We start from the raw sequence: 23,002 nt of genomic DNA on the forward strand, positions 1-23,002 counted from the left end.
CCGAAACCCTGCGCGTGCGAGTTGCATGCGCAGGGTTTTTTGCCTTTTGGGGCCATCCCAAGGCAAAAAAACTCCGTGGGGCCAGCAAGCCGGGCCCTTCCTGGTTTAAAACATGCCCATCATGTCTACTGCCATCCGCCTGATCGCGGGCCTGGGGAACCCGGGGCCCGACTACGAAACCACCCGCCACAACGCCGGCTTCTGGCTGGCCGACCACCTGGCCGACGACCTGCGCACTACGTTCGCGCTGGAAAAAAGCTTCTTCGGCATGGTGGCCAAAGCGCGCCATGCGGGCGACAACGTGCTGCTGGTCAAGCCCATTACCTATATGAACCGCTCCGGCCAGGCCGTGGGTGCGCTGGCGCGCTTCTACAAGCTGGCGCCTGAACAAGTGCTGGTGCTGCACGACGAGCTGGACCTGCTGCCAGGGCAAGTCAAGTTGAAGCAGGGGGGCGGGCATGCCGGCCACAATGGCCTGAAAGACATCCAGGCGGCCCTGGGCAGCCCCAACTTCTGGCGCCTGCGCATCGGCATCGGCCATCCCCGCACACTGGGCCTGGCCCAGCAGGTGGCCGATTTCGTGCTGCATCCGCCGCGACGCGACGAACAAGGCGCGATCGACGACGTCATCCACCGCTGCCGCGCCGTGGTGCCGGCCATGCTGGATGGCGATTTCGCCCTGGCCACACGCCAGCTGCACAGCGGCAACGGGGCTTGAGCGGCATGTCTGCGGCGTCGGCGGCCTTGCCCGGCAAACTGCGCTTTCGGGACGAACTGGCCGATTTCTGGCGCTTTTTGTTCCAGTCCGACCTGCGCCGCCTGCCCGGCCGGCGTTCGCGCAGCGGGCTGCGCAACGACTGGCTGCCCGATGTGCCGCTGCGCCGGCTGCTGGCGTGGGCGGCCGTGCTATGGGGCTTGAACTTCTTTGCGCTGGGCCCCATCGCGGTGACGGCGGCCGGCGCTGGCGGCGCCGTGCACCGCATCGACCCGTCCGCCATTCCCTGGCTGACCGCGATCCTGTGGGCGCCGCTGATCGAGGAAATGCTGTTTCGCTACGGCTTGCGCCGCCCCAGGCAGGCGCTGTGGGTCTGCCCGGCCGTCCTGCCGCCGCTGCTGTGGGGCGTGCACGGCTGGACGGTGGCGTGGGCGGCCGCGGTGGTGCTGCTGGCCTGCCTGCCGCTGCGGCGCGAGAAGGTGGCGCGGGTGCGCTGGCGCATGGATTGGCGCCGCCAATATCTCATGCATTTCGGCCGGGTCTATCACTTGTCGTCGCTGGCCTTCGCGGTCGTGCACCTGAACAATTTCATGCTGGCCGATACCGCCTACTGGATGCTGCCGCTGCTGGTGCTGCCGCAGTGGGCCACCGGCCTGGTGCTGGGCTGGATCCGCGTGCGGCGCGGTATCGGCGCGGCGGTGGCGCTGCACAGCATCTTCAATGCCGGGCCGATGCTGCTGATCGTGCTGGTGCTGGGGCTGGGCAGCTAGCGCAACGGCGCCTTTGTCATCCTGGGCAAGCCTTGTTCGATGGATTCTTACGTTACGCGTATGAATCCATCTCACGAAACAGGCTTTCGTCGCCGGAGTGAGAGTGGGAGACTCTCTTCCAACGATTACACCTACGGAGACAAACATGGGGAGCCATTCATTTCGCCTGTCCAGGCCTGGTGCGGCTTTTTTCGCCGGGCTGGCCGCGAGCCTGTTCGCTGGCATGGCGCTGGTCTCGCCAGGCATGAGCCTGGCGCAGGACTACCCCGGCGACCGCCCCATCAGGTTGGTGGTGCCCTGGCCTGTAGGGGGCGTGACGGATGCGGCCAGCCGCATCCTGGCCAGCCGGCTGGGCGAAAAACTGGGAACGACGATCGTCGTTGAAAACCGCAGCGGGGCGAACGGCCGGGTCGGCACCGACTACGCCGCGGCGGCGCGCCCGGATGGGTACACGCTGTTCGTGGCAAGCGCCGAAACCCACGCCATCAATCCGCATGTGTATGCGAAGCTGTCCTATGACCCCGTCAAGGCCTTCGTGCCGGTGGCTCCCTTTGCGGTCAATCCCTTCAGCCTGGTTGCCCGCCCCGACCTGAAGGCCGATACGCTGCAGGACATCATCGAGCTGGCGAAAGCCAGCCCGGGCAAGCTGACATTCGCCTCCTGGGGAATCGGCAGCACATCGCAGATCGGCATGGAAATGCTGAAAGACCGCGACGGCCTGCAGATGCTGCATGTGCCCTTCCAGGGCGAGGCACCGGCCGTCAACGCATTGATGGCCGGCCAGGTCGACCTGATGGTGCTGCCGGTTGCCCGCGCCAAGGCGCTGAGTGCCGACGGCAAGGTAAAGGTCTATTCCATGATGACCCGCGAACGTTCATTCGTGATGCCCGACCTGCCCAGCCTGGAAGACATGGGCGTCAAGGGCATCGATGTCGTCAACTGGTTTGCCGTGGTTGCTCCGGCCAAGACACCCGGCCCGATCGTGCAGCGTGTCGCGGCCGCCATCGACGCCATCATCCAGTCGCCCGACGCGATTGCCAGTTTCCGGGCGCTGGGGGTAGACGTGCATCGGCCCATGAGCCCGGCCGAGCTCAAGCGCTTCATCGATGCCGAGACCCTGCGCTGGGGCGATGTGATTTCCAAGGCCCATATCAAGCTGGACGGCTGATAGCGCTGCTTCAAGCACGAAGCTCCGCCGCGCCGGCGGGCTTTCTTTCAAGCAAGGCCCTGTGAAGCCGCCCGCTTGCACGGGACGCTGCGACCCCATGAATCGAACCCAGAAGGACTGTTCCTTGAATTCCATCTACCTTGTCCTTGATATGCAGAACGACCTGGTCAACCCTGAAGACGCCAGCCGATCCAATCCGCTGGCCGAACAGGCGCGCGGCCGGGGCATCGTCGAACGGACTGCCCGCGCGATCGGCGCCGCGCGCAATGCCGGCGTTGCCGTCGGCTTCGTGCGCGTCGGATTTTCCAGCAACTATCACGAATGCCCGGCGGGATCGCCCCTATTTTCCGGCGCGCCGCGCGCGGGGCTTTTCAAGCTGGGGTCGCGGGGGGCGGAGCTGCATCCCGACCTGGATGCGCGCGAAACCGATATACACGTCATCAAGCATCGGGTCAGCCCGTTCTATGCAACCACGCTCATGGCGCAATTGAGCGCCTTGCGGGTGCAACGCATCTATTGCTCGGGGGTATCGACCCAGGCGGTGGTCCAGGCCGCGGTTCGCGATGCGCATGACCGCGATTTCGACGTGGTGCTGTTCGAAGATTGCTGCGCCGCGCATTCCGCTGAAGAACATGCCAACTCGATTCAATCGCTGGCCAGGTTCTGCCGGGTTGCCCGTTTCGATGACACCGGTTTTGGAGCGGCACCATGACTCTGTCGTCTGACGTTGCGCTGGTCACCGGCGCCGCCCAGGGCCTGGGGCGCGCCATTGCATTGGCGCTGGCCAATTCCGGATGCCGCATCGTCGTCGCCGATATCAATGCGGCGGGCGCCGAGCAGGTGGCGGCCGAAATCTCGGTTGCCGGTGGCGACGCCTTGGCGGTGCACCTGGACGTCTCGGATGTCGCCAGCGTGCAAGCCGCGATGCAGGCCACGCAAGCACGGTTCGGCAAGTTGAGCATATTGGTCAACTGCGCGGTATTCGCCAAATATGGGCCGCTTGCCGAAGTGGCAACGGATGTACTCGACCGCATGTTCGCCGTGGGCCTGAAAGGGGCTTTGCTGATGACCAAGGCGGCGGTCGAGCCGATGCGCAAGGCGGGTGGCGGCACTGTCATCAATATCTCGTCGGTGGTCGCGCTGACCGGTATTGCCTACAGCAGCGCCTACGCAACCGTAAAGGGCGGCCTGGACGCGATGACGCGCGCGCTGGCGGTGGAGCTGGGCCCCATGGGCATCCGCGTCAACTCGCTGGCGCCGTCCGCCATTCCTTCAGCCATGTCGAATTCGAACCTGGATGCGAACGGGTGGGAAGAGCGGCGGCGTCGAACCGCGCTGGGCCGTATCGGTTCGCAGGACGATGTGGCGGCAGCCGCGTTGTTCCTGGCATCGCCGGCGGCGTCCTTCCTGACCGGCGTGGTGCTGCCCGTCGACGGGGGCTTCAGTATCGCGGGCATGGTGCCGGGGGTCGACCTGGCCACGGTGGGCCGCACGCGCGGCTGAACAGTATTCATTGTTCGTCGCGCCCGCGGCGCGGCGTTATCAGGAGATCGATCAATGGCTGAGACGCACACGTTCGACGTGGTGGTGCTTGGGCACGGCATTGCGGGCTTGTCCGCGGCGGTGGCGGCAATGGAGCAGGGCGCGCGCGTGGCCGTGCTCGAGCGCGCAACCGAGGAAGAAAGCGGTGGCTGCACCCGGTACACAGAGGCCTTCCTGCGCCTGAAGAGCGAAACCGAGCTGTCCGACGATTTCGACGAAGCCATGTCGGAAGTCGCCGGCGCCAATCCCGATCCCGGCCTGATCGCCGACATGGACAGCCCGCCCGGCACCTGGAGCAATGTGGTGCGGTCCATGCCGGTCACCGACACGGAATACCTGGCGACGTTCTCGCGCGAGGCGGTCCCCACCATCCAGTGGATCAAGACGCATGGCGTGCGGTTCATTCCCACCATGCTGCCGCAGATCACACTGCGGCCCATGCCCATGATCACGCCCAGCGGCGGCGGCGCGGCGATGCTGGAAGCCTTGGGTAATTCGGCGCGCCGGGGAGGCGTCGAATTCTTCTATGAAACGACCGGGCGTTGCCTGATCGAGAAGGACGGCGAGATCGCCGGCGTGCAGGCCGTTGCGCGCGGCAACCGGCGGGTCGATTTCCTGGCCAAGGCCGTGGTGCTGGCCAGCGGCGGGTTCGAAGGGTCGCCGGAAATGATGGCGCGCTACCTGGGCGCGGGTTCGAGCGGCATTCGCCCGGTCGCGCGGGGCGCGCACTATAACCGTGGCGAAGGGATACGCATGGCATTCGAGGTGGGCGCCGCGGCGGCTGGCGACTTTGGCGCCTACCATTCCACGCCGGTGGATGAACGATCTGCCCGGGCCGAGGCCAAGGTGCTTATTTTTCCGTTCGGCATCGTGGTCAACCGGCTGGGCAGGCGCTTCTGCGACGAGGGGGGCGGTGCCGACTACAACAACTACGACCGCATCTGCTGGGCGATCCAGAAGCAGCCCGACAGCATCGGCTACGCCATCCTGGATGCAAAGATCGAAGACGTGCCCAATTATGCGCGGGCGGTGCTGAGCGATGTGCCGCCGATACGGGCGGAAAGCGTGGCAGACCTGGCCTGCAAGCTCGATGTGCCCGCGCGCGTCCTGGCGGAAACGCTGCAGACGTTCAATGCCGCCTGCCAGCCTGGGCTGTTCGTTCCATCGAAGGCCGACGGCCTGGCCACGACGGGCCTGGCCCCGCCCAAGAGCAACTGGGCGCGCCGTGTCGACACGGCGCCGTTCTTTGCGTATCCGCTGATCCCGTCAGGCATCATCACGTTTGGCGGGGTCAAGACCGATTCGAACGCCCAAGTGCTCAACGCCGATGGCGATGCCATCGCTGGCTTGTATGCCGCGGGCGCGATGACAGGCGTCTATTACCGGCGCTATCCCGCCGCGACATCCGTATTGCGGGGCGCCACCTTCGGCCGCATTGCCGGCACGCAGGCCGCCCAGCAGGCCGGCGTATCGGCGATGCGCTAAGTCGCCGGATGGCCGGGGCCGCGCCTTGTCGACGCGCCCTGGCGTTATCATGCCCGGCATGGACCTGTTTGCCGCGATTCGCACCTTCGTCACGATAGTCGATGCCGGCGGGCTTGCGCAGGCGGCAGAGCGGTTGCAGATATCGGCGGCAGCCGTCAGCCGCCATCTGGCTTTGCTCGAGAATCACCTGGAAGCACGGCTGCTCGACCGCACCACGCGCCGCCATCGCCTGACCGAAGTGGGCGAGGCCTGCTTCGAGCGTTTTTCGCGCATCCTGGCCGATATCGAACAGACCCGGCAGCTTGCCACGGCCGGTACGACCGAGGCGAAAGGGGTGCTGCGGGTGGCTTCGACCATCCATTTCTGGACATGGCGTATCGCCAATGTGCTGCCGGAGTTCATGCGCCAGCACCCGAAGCTTGACGTGCAAGTCAACCTGAGCGAGCGCCTGGTCGACCTGGTCGAGGAAAACTATGACGTTGCGCTGCAGTTTCATCCGCCGCTGAGCCAGTCTGTGGTGGGCCGCAAGATCACCACGCTGCACCGGGTGGTCTGCGCGTCGCCCGATTACTTGCGGATCCACGGCGTGCCGCAAACCATCGAAGCACTGTCCAGTAGGGAATGCCTGCTGTACGCCAGCCGAGGCGAGCTTGTCGAATGGCGGTTCCGCACGCCAGAGGGCGAGCGTTCGGTGCGCGTCTCGGGCCGCTTGCGATCCACCGATGCGAATACCCTGCGGCTGGCCAGCATTGCCGGCATAGGCATCATCCGGTCTCCGCTTTTCGTCGTGGAAGACGATCTGCGCGCCGGCCGGTTGCAAAGGATCTTTCCCCACCTCGGCTCGGTCGATCCGGACCTGCTGGCCGTGTTCCCCAGCCGGCGGCATTTGCCCGCCAAAGTGCGGGTCTTCGTGGATTTCCTGTGCGATCGCTTCGGGCCTTAGCCATTGCGGGCCCGGCCCGGCCAGTACGCCCAGGGCGGCGCGCCGTTAAAACTGGCGATTACCGCTACAATTCCCCGTAACTTTTTGGACAAAACAGGTACGCAACAGGCTGCTTGCCCCGGTTTTCCCCCGGGCCGCACGCGGTTGCCAGGCTCTAGACCCGCCATCGCTTGCGGATCAACGGCTTGCGTCATGCCCCCATCGGGCGTGGCGGTGCCGAATAATCAAGGATTTCCATGGCTCTGCAATGCGGCATCGTCGGCCTGCCCAACGTGGGCAAATCGACGCTTTTCAACGCCCTGACCCGCGCGGGCATCGCGGCGGAAAACTACCCCTTCTGCACCATCGAACCCAACGTGGGCGTGGTGGAAGTACCCGATCCGCGCCTGCAGAAGCTGGCCGATATCGTCTCGCCCGAGCGCATCCTGCCGGCCACGGTGGAATTCGTGGATATCGCCGGCCTGGTGGCGGGTGCCAGCCAGGGCGAAGGCCTGGGCAACCAGTTCCTGTCGCACATCCGCGAAACCGACGCCATCGTCAACGTGGTGCGCTGTTTCGAAGACCCCAACGTCATCCACGTGGCCGGCAAGGTCGACCCGATTGCCGACATCGAAGTCATCGAGACCGAACTGGCGCTGGCCGACCTGCAAACCGCTGAAAAAGCCCTGCATCGCCATTCCAAGACCGCCCGCTCGGGCGACAAGGAAGCACAGCGCCTGGTGGCCGCGCTGGAAAAATGCATGGCCGCGCTGAACCAGGCCAAGCCGGTGCGCTCCATCGATCTCAGCGACGAAGAAAACGTGTTGATCAAGCAGCTTTGCTTCATCACCGCCAAGCCCGCCATGTACGTGGGCAACGTCAGCGACGATGGCTTTACCGATAACCCGCTGCTGGACCGCCTGACTGAATTCGCGGCGTCGCGCAACGCACCGGTGGTGGCCATCTGCGCCGCCATCGAATCCGAGATCGTCGACCTGCCCGATGAAGACCGCCAGGCGTTCCTGGCCGACATGGGCATGGAAGAGCCCGGCCTGAACCGCCTGATCCGCGCCGCCTTCAAGCTGCTGGGCCTGCAGACGTACTTCACCGCGGGCGTGAAAGAAGTGCGCGCCTGGACGGTTCCTATCGGCGCTACTGCGCCGCAGGCCGCCGGCGTCATCCACACCGATTTCGAACGCGGCTTCATCCGCGCGCAAACCATTTCTTTCGACGACTATATTGCTTGCAAGGGCGAGCAGGGCGCGAAAGAAGCCGGGAAGATGCGGGCGGAAGGCAAGGAATATGTCGTGCAGGATGGGGACGTGATGAACTTCTTGTTCAACGTCTGACACGCGATCGACAAGATCCGCACGCCTGCCAACAATGCGCTGTGCCTTACACGCGGGCCTTTGTCACCCGCGGGCTTTCTTCGGCACGATGACTTTCTTCGCGAATTCGGGCATCAGCGTGGCTACGCCGGGCAGTACGACTTCTCTTAACGCAGCCTTTGCGGCGGCCGCGATCTTTCCCGCAATCTCGGAACCGTCGGCGCGGCGGGCGGCCACGACCAGTTTACGGGACATGGGCGCGCCGGGAAGCGCTTGAACGCGAATCGTCTCGGCCGCGTTGGAAGACTTCAGGAAGACGAGCGGGGTGGTAATGGTCCAGCCCAAGCCGCTGCCCACCATGCGCATCGCGGCATCGGTCGTATCGAACTGGTACCGGCGCAGCGGTTGCATGCTTGCTGCTTGCAGATAATCGTCGATGCGCTGGCTCATATGCGCTTCGCGGCCGTAACGGATGAAGTCCAGGTCGCTGGCCAATGTCGCGGTATTGACCACCTTGGCGTGGTAGCTTCGGGGCAGCGCCAGCATGAATGGCTCGGTCAGGATGGGATAGATATCGACGTTGGACGGTACGGGGTTTTCGTCGGCAGTGATGATGAAATCCACTTGGCGATCGATCAGCGCCTGGAATTGCGTTGCGCGAAAACCCGAGACGATGGTCCAGTCTGACGTGATGTCGCGCAGCAGGTTGATCATGAAGGGGCCCGCCGTTGCGGCGAAACTGTTCAGGATGCCAATGCGCAGGAACGACAACTGGTCTTTTGTGCCGTAGCGCGCCGCTTCGCCAAGTTCTTGCGTTTTGACGACAATTTCGCGGGCGCGGTCGTAGACGGAATTGCCCGTCAGGGTAAGCGCGGGCGGGCGCACCGAACGATCGAACAACTTGACGCCAAGCGCCTGTTCCAGCGTGGTGATCGCCAGCGAAATCGCCGGCTGCGTAAAGTCAAGTTTCTCGGCGGCCAGGCTCATGCTGCCCGTCTCGGCGACGGTCACGAAAACTTCCAGCAAACGCAGCGTGACGCCTGAAGTCGTCAAAGGCCGCACCGGTGATTTCGGGTCAGTGGATACCTGCGGCATTCATTCGATCCGGGTGGGTTGGAAAGGCCTCGTGTTCCTTTCGCTATAAGGCGCGCGTCGCCAATCTGATCGCGCAACGATTATACCCGCGGGCAAATCGCGATCGCCCGCCCGGCCTGGATTGGCCGGCGATTCAATCGACGCGCGCCCCCGAGATCTTCACGATTTCGGCCCACTTGGCCGAGTCCTCGCGTACCTGGCGGGCAAACGCAACCGGACTGGATCCGACGGGTTCATTGCCTGTCCGCAGCACCTGTTCCCGAAAATCCCGATCGGCGGCCATGCGGGATATCGCCTGGCTCAGGCGCTCGATGACACCGCGCGGCAGGCCGGCCGGGCCCACCAGGCCTGCCCACGCGTCGGCCACATAGCCGGGTATGCCGGCCTCTTGAACCGTGGGCAATTCCGGAACTTGAGAGGAGCGCGTCGCGCCTGTGACGGCGAGTCCGCGAATCTGGCCGGATTTCAGGTACGGCAGTGTCGTGCTGAGGGTATCGAACATGCCCTGTATTTGACCGCCCAGCAGGTCGTTCAATGCCAACGACGTTCCGCGATAAGGGACGTGGACAATGTCGATTCCCGCCTTCGTCTTCAACATCTCCAGCGAAAGGTGGGCCAGCGTGCCATTGCCGCCGCTGCCGAAATTGAGCTTGCCGGGATTCGCCTTGGCGTAGGCCACGAGATCATGCACGGACCGTATCGGCAGTCTGGGCGATACGTTCAGGATCATCATGCCGGAGACGACCTGGGAAACGCATGTCAGATCCGTGTTGGGATCGAACTCCATGTTCGCATAGAGATGGGGGCTGATGGCCATGGTCCCCGCCGACACCATCGCCAGGCTGTATCCATCGGGCGCCGATTGTGCGATGGAGGCGGTTCCGACGATGCCGTTGGCGCCTGGCCGGTTTTCCACGACGACCGACGTGTTCCAGTCTTGGCTGAGCATGTGTGCCACCAGGCGCGCAATAAGATCGAGATTGCCGCCGGCGGTATATGGCACGACCAATCGCACCATTCTGTCCGGATAGTCCGCTGCGTAGCTGGCGGGCGCCAAGGCGCTTGCTGCCACGGCGGCCAGGGCCTTGCCGAACGCTCTCCTGTCCATGATGCCTCCTTTTTCTTGTTGTCGGTGCGGGTGCTGCGGCTTTGAATCAATACGGCTCGGTTCCCGCCACCCCCGCCCGATATAGGCGGCGCGGCTGGCTCGCCGGATAATCCATGGTCGCCAGGTGCTGGGTACTGCAGTTGTCCCAAATCAGCAAATCATTCTCGGCCCAGCGGTGGCGGAATACAAACTGGGGCTGCTTGATGTGCGCCCACAACTGTTCCAGTAACGCCTGGCTTTCGCTTGCGGACAACCCGTCGACGCGCGCGGTATGGCCCTCGCTGACAAACAAGGACTTGCGGCCCGTTACCGGATGGGTTCGCACGATCGGGTGGCTGACGTCTGGTGTCTTGGCTTTTTGTTCCGCTGTCAGTGGAGCGCGCTTGAGCTGGGCTTTGGCGTTTTTCTTTTCCAGGTGGGCTTCGAAACTATGGACCGCGGTCATGGCCAACAACCGTTTCTGTTCGTCGGCGGGCAAGGCTTCGTATGCAGCTGCCGTATTGGTGAAAAGCGTGTCGCCCAAGGCTGTTCCGTTCGTGTCGCGCGGCACCTGAAGCGCATATAACTGCGTATACATGTCGGGTGTGCGCAAGTACGACGCATCTGTATGCCAGAGGCTGCCCGCATCGACGATGCCTATGGCGCGTCCACTGACGGGGTCAACGATATTGGACACGACGGTCAACTCGGGCTGGTCGGGCACAGCGTACTGGTTGTAGAAAGAGGTACGCAGCGGGCCAAGCCGGTTTGCCAGATCGACAAGCTGGCGCGGTGTCAGGTGCTGGTCGCGAATCAGCAGGACGGCATGCTGATGCAACGCGTCGCGGATTGCGTCGAACGTTTTCTGCTCGATCGCGTTGGCAAGATTGACACCCTTCACCTCGACGCCCAGCACGGGCGATAAAGGGTGGATATCCATAGATAGGTCAACGGCCTGCATGTGGGCTCTCCGGTTGGCAGCAGCAACTCGCTGGCGGATGGCGGGGCTGCCGGGCAGCCAGCCTCCTGGCCGCCATCCTTGGACATAGTAGATTAAAAACAATATACTTAATATAAATAAATAGGATGGTCGCGTCAACGCGCATGCGGATGCATCTGACTTTCAGGAGGCAGGGATATGGCAATCGAAGTCATTCGTAGCGGTGCCCCGGCAGGGGCCGAAATTACCGGAGTGGACATCAGCGCGGGCGTTGATGAAGAAACCTTCATCGATATCCGGAACGCGTTGCATGAATACGGTGTCGTCGTATTGCGCGAACAGCGAATTTCTCCCGAACAGCAACTTGGGTTCTGTCGCCGGTTTGGAAATTTCGAGCCCCACGCCGTGCCCCAGTACCTGGTGCCGGGCTACCAGGACCTGCTTTGCGTGTCGAACATCCTGGACGACAACGATCAGCCGATCGGTTTAATCGATGCGGGCAGGGTATGGCACACCGATGGACATTTCGACGAGCGTCCCAATATGTACTCCATGCTTTATGCCTTGGAGATACCCAGGGATGAACAAGGTCGTACGCTGGGTTCCACCTGGTTCCTGAGTACCGCGGCGGCTTACGATAGCTTGCCCCTCGAGCTTAAGCGCCGATTGGAGGGCATGCGGGCAGATAACAGCCTGGCGGCCGTTTATCAGGCAATGAAGCGTATACATGCTGCCACCAAGCGCGCGCCCTTGTCGGCGGAGCGCCAGGCAAAAGTCGTGACTCATCCTGTTGTTCGCACTCACCCGGCCACGGGGCGCAAGTGCATATACGTAAGCCAGGCGGCCACCTTGCGCATTCATGGCCTATCCGACGAGGAAAGCCGTGCGCTCATCGATGAACTCCATGCAATCTGCGTTAGAGAAGAAATGATCTATCGGCATCGGTGGGAGGTGGGCGATCTATTGCTTTGGGATAATTGCTCCACGCAGCATTATGCCGTTGGCGATTATGCGCTTCCGCAGCGCCGCTTGATGCACCGTACAACGATCGAAGGTGCCGTACCCGTTTAGCCCTCCCGCCGGAAGGGCGGAAACGGTGCGGGCACGGGGGCATTTCGGTGTCAATGGATTGCGGGAGTTGAAAATGAGTGCGGCAATGAAAGAAAAGCTGAGCAGGGGCGAGGCTGTCGCCATGGTCGGCATGCGGTACGGAGCACCGGGCCTGGTCGAGCGTATCGGTGCGTTGGGTTTTGACGCCGCATTCATCGACTGCGAAAAACGCAGCTTCACGATGGAGCGAATCGAGGATATGTGCCGGGCCGCGCGGGTGGCCGGTATTCCGGCCATCGTACGGCCCTGGGCCAACGAGGCGGGATTGATCAGCCGCTTGCTGGACATCGGTGCCGACGGCGTCATGATTGCCTCTATCGACAACGCGGATGCGGCGCGCGCGCTGGTTGCCGACGTACGCTACGCGCGTTATGCGGATCATGAAAGCAAGATTATCATCGGCATGATCGAATCGCCTGAAGCTGTCGATCATCTGGCCGAAATGCTGACTGTCGATGGCATCGACGTCTGGTTCATCGGTGGTAACGATCTGGCGCAACGCATGGGTTTTCCCGGCGCAGCAAGCAGGCCCGAGGTGCAGGCTGTTATCGACAATGCGATCCGTCTTATCGTCGACTCGAACCACGTCTGCGGTGCGCTGGTCGATTACGACACGGTGCAGTTACGCTTGCAGCAGGGTGTCCGCTTTCTGCTGCTCAATGTTGACACACTGCTCGCCGGCGGAACTACACAGTTCAACCGCGTGCTGGATGCGTGACGCGCGCATTCGGTATTCGGTAAGCGGGGGCCGGTCCGGAAACCGGCCGCTATGGCCGCTACGCGATCGCCTGGCCCGCAACCGTGGCGCGGCGCATCAGCCGGCGCCGCGGCAATTGATAATCGAACGTGGCGCGATGCAGCGTGGCCCGGTTGTCCCAGATCAGCAGGTCCCCCACCGCCCAGCGGTGGCGATACTGGAACTCGGGTCGAACCACGTGTTCGCACAATTCCGCCAGCAGGGCCGAACTTTGCTCTTTGGTCATCCCTTCAATATGGGTCGTATACCCTTCACTCAAGTACAGGCATTTTTTTCCTGTATCGGGGTGGGTGATAACCAACGGGTGGGACGCGGGGGGGTACTCTTTGGCGCGCTTGCCCATCTCTGCCGTGGCGCCTTCTTTTTCGCCATAGCGATGATACAGATCGTGATAAGCGCGCAAACCGTCCAGGCGTGCCTTGAATTCTTCCGTCAGTGCTTCGTAGGCCGGGCCCATCCCGGCGAACAGCGTGTCCCCCAATGGTTGTCCGTCTTCGCGATGCGGCACTTCCAGAGCGTATAGCAGCGATACGTTGTGCGGTTTTTCAAGATAGGCGCCGTCGGTATGCCAGAATTTTCCCGCATCCGTCGCCCCGATCGGTTTGCCGTTTTCCAGGATGTTGGACACCAGGAAGAGTTCCGGATATCGGGAAGAAAGGTGCTCGGCCAAAAATATCTTCTGCAGGTTGCCGAAACGCCGGGCGAACGCCACGTGGTCTTCTTCGCTGAGCTCCTGGTCCCGGACCACGGCGACTCCGCGCTCGTGAACCGTTTTCCTGATGTGGTCGAATTCGGTATCCGTCAGATTCCCGTCGAGGCGGATGCCGTGGATTTCGGCCCCGGTCGGGCCCGCGGGATATTGGATGGTCATACTCATTCTGTCGACTCCTTGATGGCTTCGCATGGCGTCCGCGGCCAGGGTTCAGCGAACTGTACGCAGGCCTGAAATGATCATTGGAATTCGATGCCGGCCTGGCGTACAACGTTGGCCCATTTCTTGACGTCGGTATTGATGAGATCGGCGAATTGCCGCCTGCTCAGGGTCTGCGGTTCCATCCCCTGGGCCTCGAACCGCTTGCGTACGTCGGGATCGGCGAGCGCGCTGACCGTGTCGGCGTGGATTCTGTCCAGCACCGCGGGTGGCGTGCCGCCGGGCGCCATCAGTCCAAACCAGATATTGACCTCGTAATCCGGAACACCTGCCTGCATGATGGTGGGTGTGTCAGGCAAGCTAGCCGAACGCCTCGCATCGGTCACGGCCAACGCGCGGACTTTGCCGCCTTGAATATGAGGCATCAGCGCGGCGGGCGTGTCCAGCACCATGTCGATCTGTCCGGCTAGCAAGGCATTAAGCGCTGCCGGGCTACCCTTGTAGTGGATGATGGTCGACCGGGTACCCGTGCGGAATTGCAGCAGTTCGAAACCCAGGTGCGAAAGCGTTCCCAAGCCAGGCGAACCGAAATTGAGCGCCTGTGGTTTTTCCTTGGCGAGGTTGATCAGTTCCTGCACGTTTTGAGCGGGTAGCGACGCCCTGACTGCGAGGATATACGGTGAACTGCCAACCAGTGTGATGGGGGCCAGGTCTTTGACGACGTCGTAGGGCAGATCGGAATACGCGGTGGGGCTGACCGCCAGCGTACCCGCCGTCATTAATAGCGTATAGCCGTCGGGCGGCGCATTGACCACCGCCTGGGTCCCGATGATCGCACCTGCGCCAGGACGGTTTTCGATGACAACCGGTTGATGCCACATCTCTGCGAGTTTCTGCCCGACGATGCGCGAAATGGAATCGATTCCGCCACCCGCCCCATAAGGTACGGAAATCTTCACGGCATGATTCGGATAATCGCCGGCCTCTCCGGCTTGAGTGAGACCGGAAATTGCGGTGATCGCGAACACGATTGCTGCATAGGCGACGTTACGGACCATGTTGTCTCCTGCTACGAGTGCTTCTCTTGCGTGCCGGACAAGTTCGCGCTCTTCGCATGTTGTTTTATATTCTTATATTTATAATACCGTTTTTCGAATACTGAGTCTACCGGGAAAAGGTGTTCGCAGCCCTGCAGGCGTTGTCATGTCATTCAAATAATGGATTCAATTAATTCAAATATTTAATTTGTGAATAAGTGGTGTGGCCGCTATCGTGGTCGGGATGCTTCAAGGCCATTTTGGCCGCGGTTCGAAGCGCATTGGAAACCTGGTCATGATCGAACGTGTCTTCACAAATTGCATTGCCGGTGATGGCAAGCGCATCTGTATTGCAGTGGCCGATGGCCGCATCGAATCCCTGGGCCCCGAGTTGCCCGCATACGGCAGCGCCGAAGTGGTGGACCTGCAGGGCTGGCTGGTGCTGCCCGGCTTTGTGGACGGCCATATCCACCTGGACAAAAGCTTCGTGGGCGACCGCTGGCATCCGCACCAGCCAGCGGGCAGCCTGCGCGAACGGCTGGCGATCGAGAAGCAGGCATTGGCCGATGCGCGGCCGATTGTCGAGCGTGCCCATGCCCTGATTGCGCAAGCCGCCGCATATGGCACGGTGGCCATGCGCAGCCACGTCGACGTCGACGCCACCACCGGCCTGGCGAACCTGCATGCCGTCATGCAGGCGCGCGAACAATGGCGCGGCATCGTGGACATCGAACTGGTGGCCTTCCCGCAGGCCGGCGTCATGTCCTGCCCGGGTACCGCCATGGTGCTGGAGGCGGCCGCGCGCGAAGGCGCCGACGTGATCGGCGGCATCGACCCGACCACGCTGGACGGCGATGCCGATGGCCAGCTGGATGTGGTGTTCGGCATCGCCGAAAGGCACGGCGTGAAGATAGACATTCACCTGCACGAGCCGGGGCAGCAGGGCGTGTCGCAACTGCACGGCATCGCGGCGCGCACCCGCGCGGCGGGGCTGGGTGGACGCGTGGCGGTCAGCCATGCCTATTGCCTGGGCGACGTCGAGCCGGACGTACTGGATGGCGTGGCCGCGGCATTGGCCCAGGCCGGCGCGGCCATCATGACGAATGCGCCCGGCAACCGGGCGTTCCCGCCGGTGCTGCGGCTGCGGCAAGCGGGCGTGCAGGTGTTCACCGGCAATGACAATATCCAGGACGCCTGGTGGCCTTACGGTTCGGGCGACATGCTGCAGCGGGCCATGCTGGTGGGCTACCGGTCGGGCTTTTACACCGATGAATCGCTCGAGGTTGCGCTGCACATGGCGACGGCAGCGGGCGCCGAGGTGCTGGGATTGCGCGGCTATGGCCTGAAGGTAGGCAACGACGCCACGTTCGTGGCGCTTGAAGCGCCGAATGCCGCGGCGGCAGTGGCCGCCGTGCCTGCCCGGCGCCTGGTGGTCCGCCGGGGCCATGCCCACGGCCCGGCGGGCTTGCCAGGCAATGCTTAGGCGTCGTCGCGCTCCAGCATCCGTACCAGCACGCCAGCCAGTTCCTTGACCATGCGGTCGGCGGCGGGCCGATGGAAGATGCCGATCTCGTACGTATCGATATCGGGCAGGCCGCCTTTCTTCTTGAGTATCGCGTGGTCTTTGGTGACGGTGCGGCGCGGCAGCAGGCTGATGCCCATGCCGTTGGCGACGGCGCCCTGGATGCCGCCCAGGCTGGAACTGGTGAAGCTGATGCGCCAGCGCCGGCCCATGGTTTCCAGCGCCTGGATCATGTCGTCGCGGTACAAGCCCCGCATCGGGAAGGTAACCAGCGGCACGGGGTCCATCTGGAAGCAGGGATACCGGGCGCTGTCGACCCAGGCCATTCTCTCGGGCCGGCATGCCACGGCCGCGCGACTGTGGCGGCGTTGCTTGACCAGCACCAGGTCCAGTTCGCCGTTGTCGTACCCGGTGCCCAGGTCGCGGCTCAGGCCGCTGGTGACTTCCAGTTTCACGTGCGGGTGGCGGCGATTGAAGGCGGACAGTTCCCGTGTGGTCGGCCCGGTGGCGAAGTCTTCCGGCAGCCCCAGCCGGATGGTAACGGCCACCATGGCGCCCGACAGCGCCTCGGCGAGCTGCTCGTTGGTGGCCAGCATATGTCGCGCGTAGCCCAGCAGCGTCTGCCCGGCTTCGGTGGGCCGCACGTCGCGGTTGCCGCGGTCGAGCAGGGTATGGCCGGCCAGTTCTTCCAGCCGGCGCACCTTCTGGCTGACGGTGGACTGGGTAGAGTGCAGCCGCGCGGCGGCGGTGGTGAAACTGCCGCATTCGGCCACGGCGACCATGGCCCTGAGCAGGTCCAGGTCGAATAGCACTCTATTCGATTTTTGACTGGTGGCCATTCGAATATTTAACTTCTGGATAAGACTCCAGACTTTTATCATGGTGCGGACCGGGCCGGCAATGCCGGCCAGCAACGATGCCGAGGTGGATCCCGATGCTGCTCAAGCGCTTATCGATTTTCTTGACCATGGCGTTGGCCATGGCGCACAGCGTGGCCGCCACGCCGACGGGCGCGCCCCTGGACAGCCGCTTGCGCCAGGCGGCGGCCACGGGCAGCGCGCAAGACGTGCAGGCCTTGCTGCGGCAAGGGGCCGCGGTCGAGGCGCGCGACAGCCGGGGGCGCACGCCCTTGCTGATTGCCACGCACCACAACAACGTGCCGGCCGCCCAGGCGCTGGTGCAGGCCGGCGCCGATGTGAACGCGCAGGACGCCATCCACGACAGCCCCTATTTATATGCCGGTGCGCGCGGCCACGACGAGATCCTGGCCATGACGCTGGCGCACGGCGCCGACCTGAAAAGCACCAACCGCTATGGCGGCACGGCGCTGATTCCCGCTGCCGAGCGCGGCCACGTGCAGACGGTACGCACCCTGATCGCCGCCGGCGTCGAGGTGGACCACGTCAACAACCTGGGCTGGACCGCCTTGCTCGAGGCCGTCATCCTGGGCGATGGCGGGCCCCGGCACGTGCAGATCGTGCAACTGCTGGTCGATGCCGGTGCCGACGTCGACCTGGCCGACGGCCAGGGCGTGACGGCGCTGGCGCACGCGCGCCGCTCGGGCTACGCCGACATGGTGCGCATCCTGCAGCAGGCCGGCGCGCGCGGCTAGGGCAGGTTCTCGCGGAAGATCACATCGGTGCGCGTGGCCTCTACGCCCGACAGCATGCTGCGATGTTCGCGCAGGTTGGTGAAGATGCGGATGCTGTTCAGGATGGTCGTCAGGGGGCTTTGGTTGATGACGGCATCCATCCCGCCGTCGATCAGCAGCGCGCGCGTATCCGGCGTCAGGCCATGGCCGATGAACGCGATGTCGTGCTGCTTGCCGCATTCTTTCAAGGCCTGGCCGATGCCTTCGGCGCCGCCGCCGATGTTGTAGATGGCGGCCAGGTCGGGGTGCTCTTTGAGCAGCGCCAGGGTCTGGCGATAGTTGGTCTGGGTGTCGTCGTAGCCTTCGCGCAACCCCACTACGCGCATCTGCGGATACTGCTCGGCGAACAAGTGCAGGAAGCCCGCCTCGCGCTCTTCATGGGCGCGGTAGCTGAGCGACCCGGCCAGCATTGCCACCTTGGCGCCGCGCCGCGCCGGCCCCAGGAAGCGGCCGATCAGGTGCGCCGCCGTGCGCCCGGCGGCGCGGTTGTCCAGGCCCACATAGGCACTGCGCCGCGAGTGCGACAGGTCTGAGACCAGCGTGACGCTGGGAATGCCCTGGTCGGCAAGCTCGGCCACCGCCTCGCGCACCTTGGGGTGTTCCAGCGCCATGAAGGCCACGCCGTCGCATTGCTTGCCGCGTCGTCGCAGAATGTGCGTCAGCGCGTCGGGGTCGAAGCTTTCCACCGGCGCCACGCGGCAACTGACGTTGTAGGGCGCCCAGTGTTCCTGCGAGTGCCGCACCCATTCGCCCAGCATCGACAGGAAGCGGCTGCTGCGGTCGGGCAGGATGAACAGCAGCCGCATCGGCGGCGGAGCCATGGCGGCATACAGTTCGGCCTGGGGCAGGTACTGCAGGTCGGCGGCTGCTTTCAGTACCCGCTGCAGGGTTGCCTGGCGCACGCCTGGGCGACGATGCAGCGCGCGGTCGACCGTGGCCGGCGAGACACCGGCCAATCGCGCAATATCAATCACGGTGGGCAAAGCCTGGGGCACCGGGTTTCTCCCAATTTGCGGAAACTTGCGGGCTATACCTTACACGGATTGCCGAGGTGAACCTCAAAAGCCATCAAAAAACGGGCTTGGGATTTTGCCGGCCGCGCCCCTATCCTACGCAACTATCTGCAGCAGCGCCCCGGGCGCAAACAAGGAAAAAGATGGAGACAACAGGCAGGTTGGCCGGCCGCGTGGCCCTGGTATTCGGCGCCGGTTCGGTGGGCGAAGGCTGGGGCAATGGCAAGGCCGCCGCGGCCGCGTATGCCCGGCAAGGCGCCCGGGTGGTGGCGGTGGACCGTGTGCAGGAAGCCGCCCAGGCCACCCAGGACGCGATTCGCGCCGAGGGCCACGAGGCCGTGGGCGTGCAGGCCGACGTCACCAACTTTGCCGACATCCAGCGCGTGGTGGACCATGCCTTGTCGCTGTATGGCCAGGTCGACGTGCTGCACAACAATGTGGGCATTACTTCGCAGGGCGGTCCGGTGGAAACCGGCGAAGACGTCTGGGACCGCGTCATGACGGTGAATGTCAAGAGCATGTTCCTGACCTGCAAGGCGGTGCTGCCGCACATGGAAGCGCGCCAGAGCGGCGCCATCATCAACATCGGGGCGCTGGGCGGCGTGCGCTGGACGGGCTACGCCTATTGTGCCTACGCGGCTTCGAAGGGCGCGGTGAATTCCTTTACCCAGAGCGTGGCGCTACAGTACGCCGCCAAGGGCATCCGGGCCAACTGCATCCTGCCCGGCGTGATGGATACGCCCCATATCTACCAGCAGATCTCGGGCTTCTACCAGAACACCCAGGAAATGGTGCAGGCGCGCAATAAGTTGTCACCCACCGGCCGCATGGGCGATGGATGGGACGTGGCTCACGCCGCGGTGTTCCTGGCTTCGGACGAGGCACGCTACATCAATGGCGTTGAGCTGTTCGTGGATGGAGGCATGCACGCCCGCTGCAACTGATTCGAGCCCGGAACCGGCGCCATGGCGGGCGGGCCGGTACGGAAATTTCCAACATCGCTGGCCCGAGCCGGCGAACTGTGCACAGGAGACAGTGCCATGACAGATAACAAGACCTTCACGCGCCGCAGTGCGCTGCGCACCCTGGCAGGCCTGCCTTTGGCCGCCACCATGATCGGCGTGCCGCGGCTGGCCGCGAGCGCCGCGCCGGAATACGTGTTCAAGTACGGCAACAACCTGCCGACCAGCCATCCGCTGAACATCCGGGCGCTGGAAGCCGCCGCCCGCGTCGCCAAGGAAAGCAACGGCCGCATGGAAGTGCGGGTGTTCCCCAACAACCAGTTGGGCGGCGACACCGACATGCTGGCGCAAGTGCGCAGCGGCGGTATCGACATGTTCAATGCCGGCACCATGGTGATCGCGACGCTGGCGCCCATCAGCGCGATCACCGCCATGGGTTTCGCGTTTTCCAACGACGAAGAAGTCTGGAAAGCGGTCGACGGCAACCTGGGCAACAGCATTCGCGCCGCGTTCGCCAAGGTGGGGCTGTATACGCTGGACAAGATGTGGAACAACGGCTTTCGCCAGATCACCAGCAGCTCGCGGCCCGTGGCCACGGCCGCCGACCTGGATGGCATGAAGATCCGCGTGCCGGTCAGCCCGATGGGGATATCGCTGTTCAAGTCCCTGTCGGCTGCGCCCACCAGCCTGCAGTTCAGCGAGGTGTATTCCGCCCTGCAGACCAAGGTGGTGGATGCCCAGGAAAACCCCCTGGCCATCGTGCAGACCGCCAAGCTGTACGAAGTGCAGAAATACTGCTCGCTGACCAACCACAGCTGGGACGGCTACCACCTGGTGATCAACGGCCGCGCCTGGCGCGGCCTGCCGGACGACCTGAAGACCATTTATGCACGCGCCTTCAATGAAGCCGGCTTGCAGCAGCGCGATGACCTGGTCAAGCTCAATACCACCCTGCAGGACGAACTGACCTCCAAGGGCCTGCAGTTCAACGCCGCCGAGGCACAGAGCTTTCGCGAGCAACTGCGCAAGGCCGGCTTCTATGCCGAGTGGAAGCAGAAGTTTGGCGACCAGGCCTGGGCTTTGCTGGAAGAATCCGTCGGCAAGGTGTCCTGATGTCGGCGGGCCACGAGACCAAGGCCTGGGTGGCCGGGCCGCTGCCGGCCGCGCCGGCCAGGCAGCGTTCGGACACGGGCCTGCTGGCCTGGATGGACCGCGCCCTGGGCGTGGTGTCCGAATGGCCGGCGGCCTTGCTGGTGCTGGTCGAGGTGGCCGTGCTGTTGTCCGGCGTGGTGGCGCGCTACGTGTTTCATGAGCCCATCGTCTGGACGGACGAGCTGGCCTCGATCCTGTTCCTGTGGCTGTCGATGCTGGGTGCCGTGATCGCGCTGCGGCGCGGCGCGCACATGCGCATGACGGCCGTGGTGGCCAAGTGCGCTCCGGACACACGCGCCTTCCTGGAGACGTTCGCGCTGGCCGCCGCCCTGGTGTTCCTGGTGCTGCTGATTCATCCCGCCTGGGAATACGCTTACGAAGAAGTGATCATCGTCACGCCCGCCATGGAGATCAGCAATGCCTGGCGCGCCGCCGCGCTGCCCGTGGGCACCTTGCTGATGCTGCTGGTATGCGTGGTGCGCCTGCTGCGTACCGAGCACACGCGGCACGTGATGCCGGCACTGCTCGCCGCCGTGGCCATCACGCTGCTGTTCTGGCTGGCGGGGCCCTGGCTGATGACGCTGGGCAAGCTGAACTTGCTGATTTTCTTCGCCGGCGTCGTGGGCGCCTGCGTATTCGCCGGGGTGCCCATCGCTTTCTCTTTTGCGTTGGCGACCTTCGGCTTCCTGGCCCTGACCACGCGCACGCCCATGCTGGTGATGGTGGGGCGGCTGGACGAAGGCATGTCGCACCTGATCCTGCTGGCGGTGCCGCTGTTCGTGCTGCTGGGCATGCTGATCGAGATGACCGGCATGGCGCGCGCCATGGTGCAGTTCCTGTCCAGCCTGCTGGGCCACGTGCGCGGCGGGCTGAACTACGTGCTGATCGCCGGCATGTACCTGGTGTCGGGCATTTCAGGTTCCAAGACCGCCGACATGGCCGCCATTGCGCCGGTGCTGCTGCCGGAAATGAAAAAACGCGGCGCCAAGCCGGGCGACCTGATCGCGCTGCTGTCGACCACGGGCGCGCAGACCGAGACCATTCCGCCGTCCATCGTGCTGATCACCATCGGCTCGGTGACCGGCGTGTCGATCTCGGCGCTGTTCACCGGCGGCATGCTGCCCGGCCTGGTGCTGGGCCTGGCGCTGTGCGTGATCGTGTGGTGGCGCTATCGCCATGAAGACCTGAGCAACGTCCCGCGCGTATCGCGCGGCTTGATCGGCAAGAGCTTCCTGGTGGCGCTGCCTGCCCTGGCATTGCCTTTTGTGATACGCGCGGCGGTGGTCGAGGGCGTGGCCACGGCCACCGAAGTGTCGACCATCGGCATCGCCTATTCGGTGATTGCCGGCCTGCTGCTGTATCGCCAGTTCGACGTCAAGCGCCTGCCCGGCATCCTGATCGAGACCGCGACGCTGTCGGGCGCCATCCTGTTCATCATCGGCTGCGCCACGGCCATGGCCTGGGCATTGACGCAATCAGGCTTCGCGCACGACCTGGCCGAGGCCATGAGCGGCCTGCCCGGCGGCAAATACACCTTCATGGCCGTGTCGCTGGTGGCGTTCATCGTGCTGGGCAGCGTGCTGGAAGGCATACCGGCCATCGTGCTGTTCGGGCCGCTGATGTTCCCGATTGCGCGCGCCGTGGGCATCCACGAAGTGCAGTACGCCATGGTGGTCATCCTGGCCATGGGCGTGGGCCTGTTCGCCCCGCCGTTCGGAGTGGGCTACTACGGGGCCTGCGCCGTGGGCAAGGTCGATCCCAACGAGGGCATCGGCCCCATCTGGGGCTATATGGCCGCGCTGCTGGTGGGCCTGGTCCTGGTGGCGGCCATTCCCTGGATTTCCATCGGTTTTCTCGACAACTGATCACCCCTTT

General features: G+C 63.9%; 22 protein-coding genes. 15 read left to right on the forward strand and 7 right to left on the reverse strand.

Annotation, left to right across the window (positions count from 1 at the left end; all coding sequences use genetic code 11):
• Window positions 1-121 precede the first annotated feature (121 nt).
• The 8 genes from pth (at window position 122) to ychF (ending at window position 7,951) form a co-directional block, all read left to right on the forward strand.
• Window positions 122-718: an aminoacyl-tRNA hydrolase gene (gene pth, locus KW845_RS11960; RefSeq protein ID WP_218369433.1), complete on the forward strand. Its 597-nt coding sequence runs from the start codon at window positions 122-124 to the stop codon at window positions 716-718.
• Between the two features lie 5 nt (window positions 719-723).
• On the forward strand, window positions 724-1,485 hold the full coding sequence (locus tag KW845_RS11965) for a CPBP family intramembrane glutamic endopeptidase (protein ID WP_218370013.1): 762 nt from the start codon (window positions 724-726) through the stop codon (window positions 1,483-1,485).
• A 145-nt stretch (window positions 1,486-1,630) separates the two neighbouring features.
• Window positions 1,631-2,653: a tripartite tricarboxylate transporter substrate binding protein gene (locus KW845_RS11970; protein WP_218369434.1), complete on the forward strand. Its 1,023-nt coding sequence runs from the start codon at window positions 1,631-1,633 to the stop codon at window positions 2,651-2,653.
• Between the two features lie 124 nt (window positions 2,654-2,777).
• Entirely contained in the window at window positions 2,778-3,365 is a 588-nt protein-coding gene (locus KW845_RS11975; RefSeq protein WP_255592567.1) for a cysteine hydrolase family protein, read from the forward strand.
• Window positions 3,362-4,156: an SDR family NAD(P)-dependent oxidoreductase gene (locus KW845_RS11980; protein ID WP_218369436.1), complete on the forward strand. Its 795-nt coding sequence runs from the start codon at window positions 3,362-3,364 to the stop codon at window positions 4,154-4,156. The genes KW845_RS11975 and KW845_RS11980 overlap by 4 nt, the downstream gene beginning before the upstream one ends.
• Window positions 4,157-4,210: 54 nt before the next feature.
• Window positions 4,211-5,680: an FAD-dependent oxidoreductase gene (locus KW845_RS11985; RefSeq protein ID WP_218369437.1), complete on the forward strand. Its 1,470-nt coding sequence runs from the start codon at window positions 4,211-4,213 to the stop codon at window positions 5,678-5,680.
• Between the two features lie 49 nt (window positions 5,681-5,729).
• The gene (locus tag KW845_RS11990; RefSeq protein WP_218369438.1) at window positions 5,730-6,623 is read left to right on the forward strand and encodes a LysR family transcriptional regulator; all 894 of its coding nucleotides are present in this window, start codon (window positions 5,730-5,732) and stop codon (window positions 6,621-6,623) included.
• Window positions 6,624-6,859: 236 nt separating this feature from the next.
• Window positions 6,860-7,951 carry a redox-regulated ATPase YchF gene (gene ychF, locus KW845_RS11995; protein ID WP_218369439.1) on the forward strand — a complete coding sequence of 364 codons (1,092 nt, stop codon included), beginning with the start codon at window positions 6,860-6,862 and terminating at the stop codon, window positions 7,949-7,951.
• A 63-nt stretch (window positions 7,952-8,014) separates the two neighbouring features.
• Here the strand turns inward: ychF and KW845_RS12000 are convergent, their stop codons facing one another.
• From KW845_RS12000 to KW845_RS12010, 3 genes are all read right to left on the reverse strand, one after another.
• On the reverse strand, window positions 8,015-8,983 hold the full coding sequence (locus KW845_RS12000; RefSeq protein ID WP_218369440.1) for a LysR family transcriptional regulator: 969 nt from the start codon (window positions 8,981-8,983) through the stop codon (window positions 8,015-8,017).
• 175 nt (window positions 8,984-9,158) lie between these two features.
• On the reverse strand, window positions 9,159-10,133 hold the full coding sequence (locus tag KW845_RS12005) for a tripartite tricarboxylate transporter substrate binding protein (RefSeq protein WP_218369441.1): 975 nt from the start codon (window positions 10,131-10,133) through the stop codon (window positions 9,159-9,161).
• 46 nt (window positions 10,134-10,179) lie between these two features.
• Window positions 10,180-11,073 carry a TauD/TfdA family dioxygenase gene (locus KW845_RS12010; protein WP_218369442.1) on the reverse strand — a complete coding sequence of 298 codons (894 nt, stop codon included), beginning with the start codon at window positions 11,071-11,073 and terminating at the stop codon, window positions 10,180-10,182.
• 177 nt (window positions 11,074-11,250) lie between these two features.
• Here KW845_RS12010 and KW845_RS12015 point away from each other — a divergent pair, with 177 nt between their 5' ends.
• Together KW845_RS12015 and KW845_RS12020 are read left to right on the forward strand one after the other, a co-directional pair.
• A complete protein-coding gene (locus KW845_RS12015) occupies window positions 11,251-12,123 on the forward strand; it encodes a TauD/TfdA family dioxygenase (protein WP_218369443.1) in 873 nt (290 codons plus the stop codon).
• A gap of 85 nt (window positions 12,124-12,208) precedes the next feature.
• Window positions 12,209-12,880, forward strand: coding sequence for an HpcH/HpaI aldolase/citrate lyase family protein (locus KW845_RS12020; RefSeq protein ID WP_218369444.1), 672 nt, complete (start codon window positions 12,209-12,211; stop codon window positions 12,878-12,880).
• A 58-nt stretch (window positions 12,881-12,938) separates the two neighbouring features.
• On the opposite strand, the gene KW845_RS12025 is transcribed toward KW845_RS12020, so the two are convergent.
• Window positions 12,939-13,796 carry a TauD/TfdA family dioxygenase gene (locus tag KW845_RS12025; protein ID WP_218369445.1) on the reverse strand — a complete coding sequence of 286 codons (858 nt, stop codon included), beginning with the start codon at window positions 13,794-13,796 and terminating at the stop codon, window positions 12,939-12,941.
• Between the two features lie 74 nt (window positions 13,797-13,870).
• On the reverse strand, window positions 13,871-14,848 hold the full coding sequence (locus KW845_RS12030) for a tripartite tricarboxylate transporter substrate binding protein (RefSeq protein ID WP_218369446.1): 978 nt from the start codon (window positions 14,846-14,848) through the stop codon (window positions 13,871-13,873).
• 274 nt (window positions 14,849-15,122) lie between these two features.
• Here KW845_RS12030 and KW845_RS12035 point away from each other — a divergent pair, with 274 nt between their 5' ends.
• A complete protein-coding gene (locus KW845_RS12035) occupies window positions 15,123-16,310 on the forward strand; it encodes an amidohydrolase family protein (protein ID WP_218369447.1) in 1,188 nt (395 codons plus the stop codon).
• On the opposite strand, the gene KW845_RS12040 is transcribed toward KW845_RS12035, so the two are convergent.
• Complete coding sequence (locus tag KW845_RS12040; RefSeq protein ID WP_218369448.1) at window positions 16,307-17,188, reverse strand: LysR family transcriptional regulator; 882 nt, start codon at window positions 17,186-17,188, stop codon at window positions 16,307-16,309. The two genes, KW845_RS12035 and KW845_RS12040, sit on opposite strands and share 4 nt — an antisense overlap.
• A 95-nt stretch (window positions 17,189-17,283) precedes the next feature.
• Here KW845_RS12040 and KW845_RS12045 point away from each other — a divergent pair, with 95 nt between their 5' ends.
• A complete protein-coding gene (locus KW845_RS12045) occupies window positions 17,284-17,961 on the forward strand; it encodes an ankyrin repeat domain-containing protein (RefSeq protein ID WP_218369449.1) in 678 nt (225 codons plus the stop codon).
• Here KW845_RS12045 and KW845_RS12050 read toward each other — a convergent pair.
• A complete protein-coding gene (locus KW845_RS12050) occupies window positions 17,958-18,995 on the reverse strand; it encodes a LacI family DNA-binding transcriptional regulator (RefSeq protein WP_370628201.1) in 1,038 nt (345 codons plus the stop codon). The genes KW845_RS12045 and KW845_RS12050 overlap by 4 nt on opposite strands.
• Before the next feature lie 161 nt (window positions 18,996-19,156).
• Between KW845_RS12050 and KW845_RS12055 the strand changes: the two genes are divergently transcribed.
• From KW845_RS12055 to KW845_RS12065, 3 genes are all read left to right on the forward strand, one after another.
• Window positions 19,157-19,957, forward strand: coding sequence for an SDR family NAD(P)-dependent oxidoreductase (locus KW845_RS12055; protein WP_218369450.1), 801 nt, complete (start codon window positions 19,157-19,159; stop codon window positions 19,955-19,957).
• A gap of 96 nt (window positions 19,958-20,053) precedes the next feature.
• The gene (locus KW845_RS12060; RefSeq protein ID WP_218369451.1) at window positions 20,054-21,088 is read left to right on the forward strand and encodes a TRAP transporter substrate-binding protein; all 1,035 of its coding nucleotides are present in this window, start codon (window positions 20,054-20,056) and stop codon (window positions 21,086-21,088) included.
• The gene (locus KW845_RS12065) at window positions 21,088-22,992 is read left to right on the forward strand and encodes a TRAP transporter large permease subunit (RefSeq protein WP_218369452.1); all 1,905 of its coding nucleotides are present in this window, start codon (window positions 21,088-21,090) and stop codon (window positions 22,990-22,992) included. Before KW845_RS12060 ends, KW845_RS12065 begins: the two co-directional genes overlap by 1 nt.
• Window positions 22,993-23,002 lie beyond the last annotated feature (10 nt).

The sequence above is a fragment of the Bordetella sp. BOR01 genome, assembly GCF_019218885.1.
Lineage (GTDB): Bacteria > Pseudomonadota > Gammaproteobacteria > Burkholderiales > Burkholderiaceae_B > Bordetella_A.

Bases quoted from the DNA above. Each gene is read 5' to 3' on its own strand.
- pth (WP_218369433.1), top strand. From the start codon at position 122: ATGTCTACTGCCATCCGCCTGATCGCGGGCCTGGGGAACCCGGGGCCC.
- KW845_RS11965 (WP_218370013.1), top strand. From the start codon at position 724: ATGTCTGCGGCGTCGGCGGCCTTGCCCGGCAAACTGCGCTTTCGGGAC.
- KW845_RS11970 (WP_218369434.1), top strand. From the start codon at position 1,631: ATGGGGAGCCATTCATTTCGCCTGTCCAGGCCTGGTGCGGCTTTTTTC.
- KW845_RS11980 (WP_218369436.1), top strand. From the start codon at position 3,362: ATGACTCTGTCGTCTGACGTTGCGCTGGTCACCGGCGCCGCCCAGGGC.
- KW845_RS11985 (WP_218369437.1), top strand. From the start codon at position 4,211: ATGGCTGAGACGCACACGTTCGACGTGGTGGTGCTTGGGCACGGCATT.
- KW845_RS11990 (WP_218369438.1), top strand. From the start codon at position 5,730: ATGCCCGGCATGGACCTGTTTGCCGCGATTCGCACCTTCGTCACGATA.
- ychF (WP_218369439.1), top strand. From the start codon at position 6,860: ATGGCTCTGCAATGCGGCATCGTCGGCCTGCCCAACGTGGGCAAATCG.
- KW845_RS12005 (WP_218369441.1), bottom strand. From the start codon at position 10,133: ATGGACAGGAGAGCGTTCGGCAAGGCCCTGGCCGCCGTGGCAGCAAGC.
- KW845_RS12010 (WP_218369442.1), bottom strand. From the start codon at position 11,073: ATGCAGGCCGTTGACCTATCTATGGATATCCACCCTTTATCGCCCGTG.
- KW845_RS12015 (WP_218369443.1), top strand. From the start codon at position 11,251: ATGGCAATCGAAGTCATTCGTAGCGGTGCCCCGGCAGGGGCCGAAATT.
- KW845_RS12020 (WP_218369444.1), top strand. From the start codon at position 12,209: ATGAAAGAAAAGCTGAGCAGGGGCGAGGCTGTCGCCATGGTCGGCATG.
- KW845_RS12025 (WP_218369445.1), bottom strand. From the start codon at position 13,796: ATGAGTATGACCATCCAATATCCCGCGGGCCCGACCGGGGCCGAAATC.
- KW845_RS12030 (WP_218369446.1), bottom strand. From the start codon at position 14,848: ATGGTCCGTAACGTCGCCTATGCAGCAATCGTGTTCGCGATCACCGCA.
- KW845_RS12035 (WP_218369447.1), top strand. From the start codon at position 15,123: ATGATCGAACGTGTCTTCACAAATTGCATTGCCGGTGATGGCAAGCGC.
- KW845_RS12040 (WP_218369448.1), bottom strand. From the start codon at position 17,188: ATGGCCACCAGTCAAAAATCGAATAGAGTGCTATTCGACCTGGACCTG.
- KW845_RS12045 (WP_218369449.1), top strand. From the start codon at position 17,284: ATGCTGCTCAAGCGCTTATCGATTTTCTTGACCATGGCGTTGGCCATG.
- KW845_RS12055 (WP_218369450.1), top strand. From the start codon at position 19,157: ATGGAGACAACAGGCAGGTTGGCCGGCCGCGTGGCCCTGGTATTCGGC.
- KW845_RS12060 (WP_218369451.1), top strand. From the start codon at position 20,054: ATGACAGATAACAAGACCTTCACGCGCCGCAGTGCGCTGCGCACCCTG.
- KW845_RS12065 (WP_218369452.1), top strand. From the start codon at position 21,088: ATGTCGGCGGGCCACGAGACCAAGGCCTGGGTGGCCGGGCCGCTGCCG.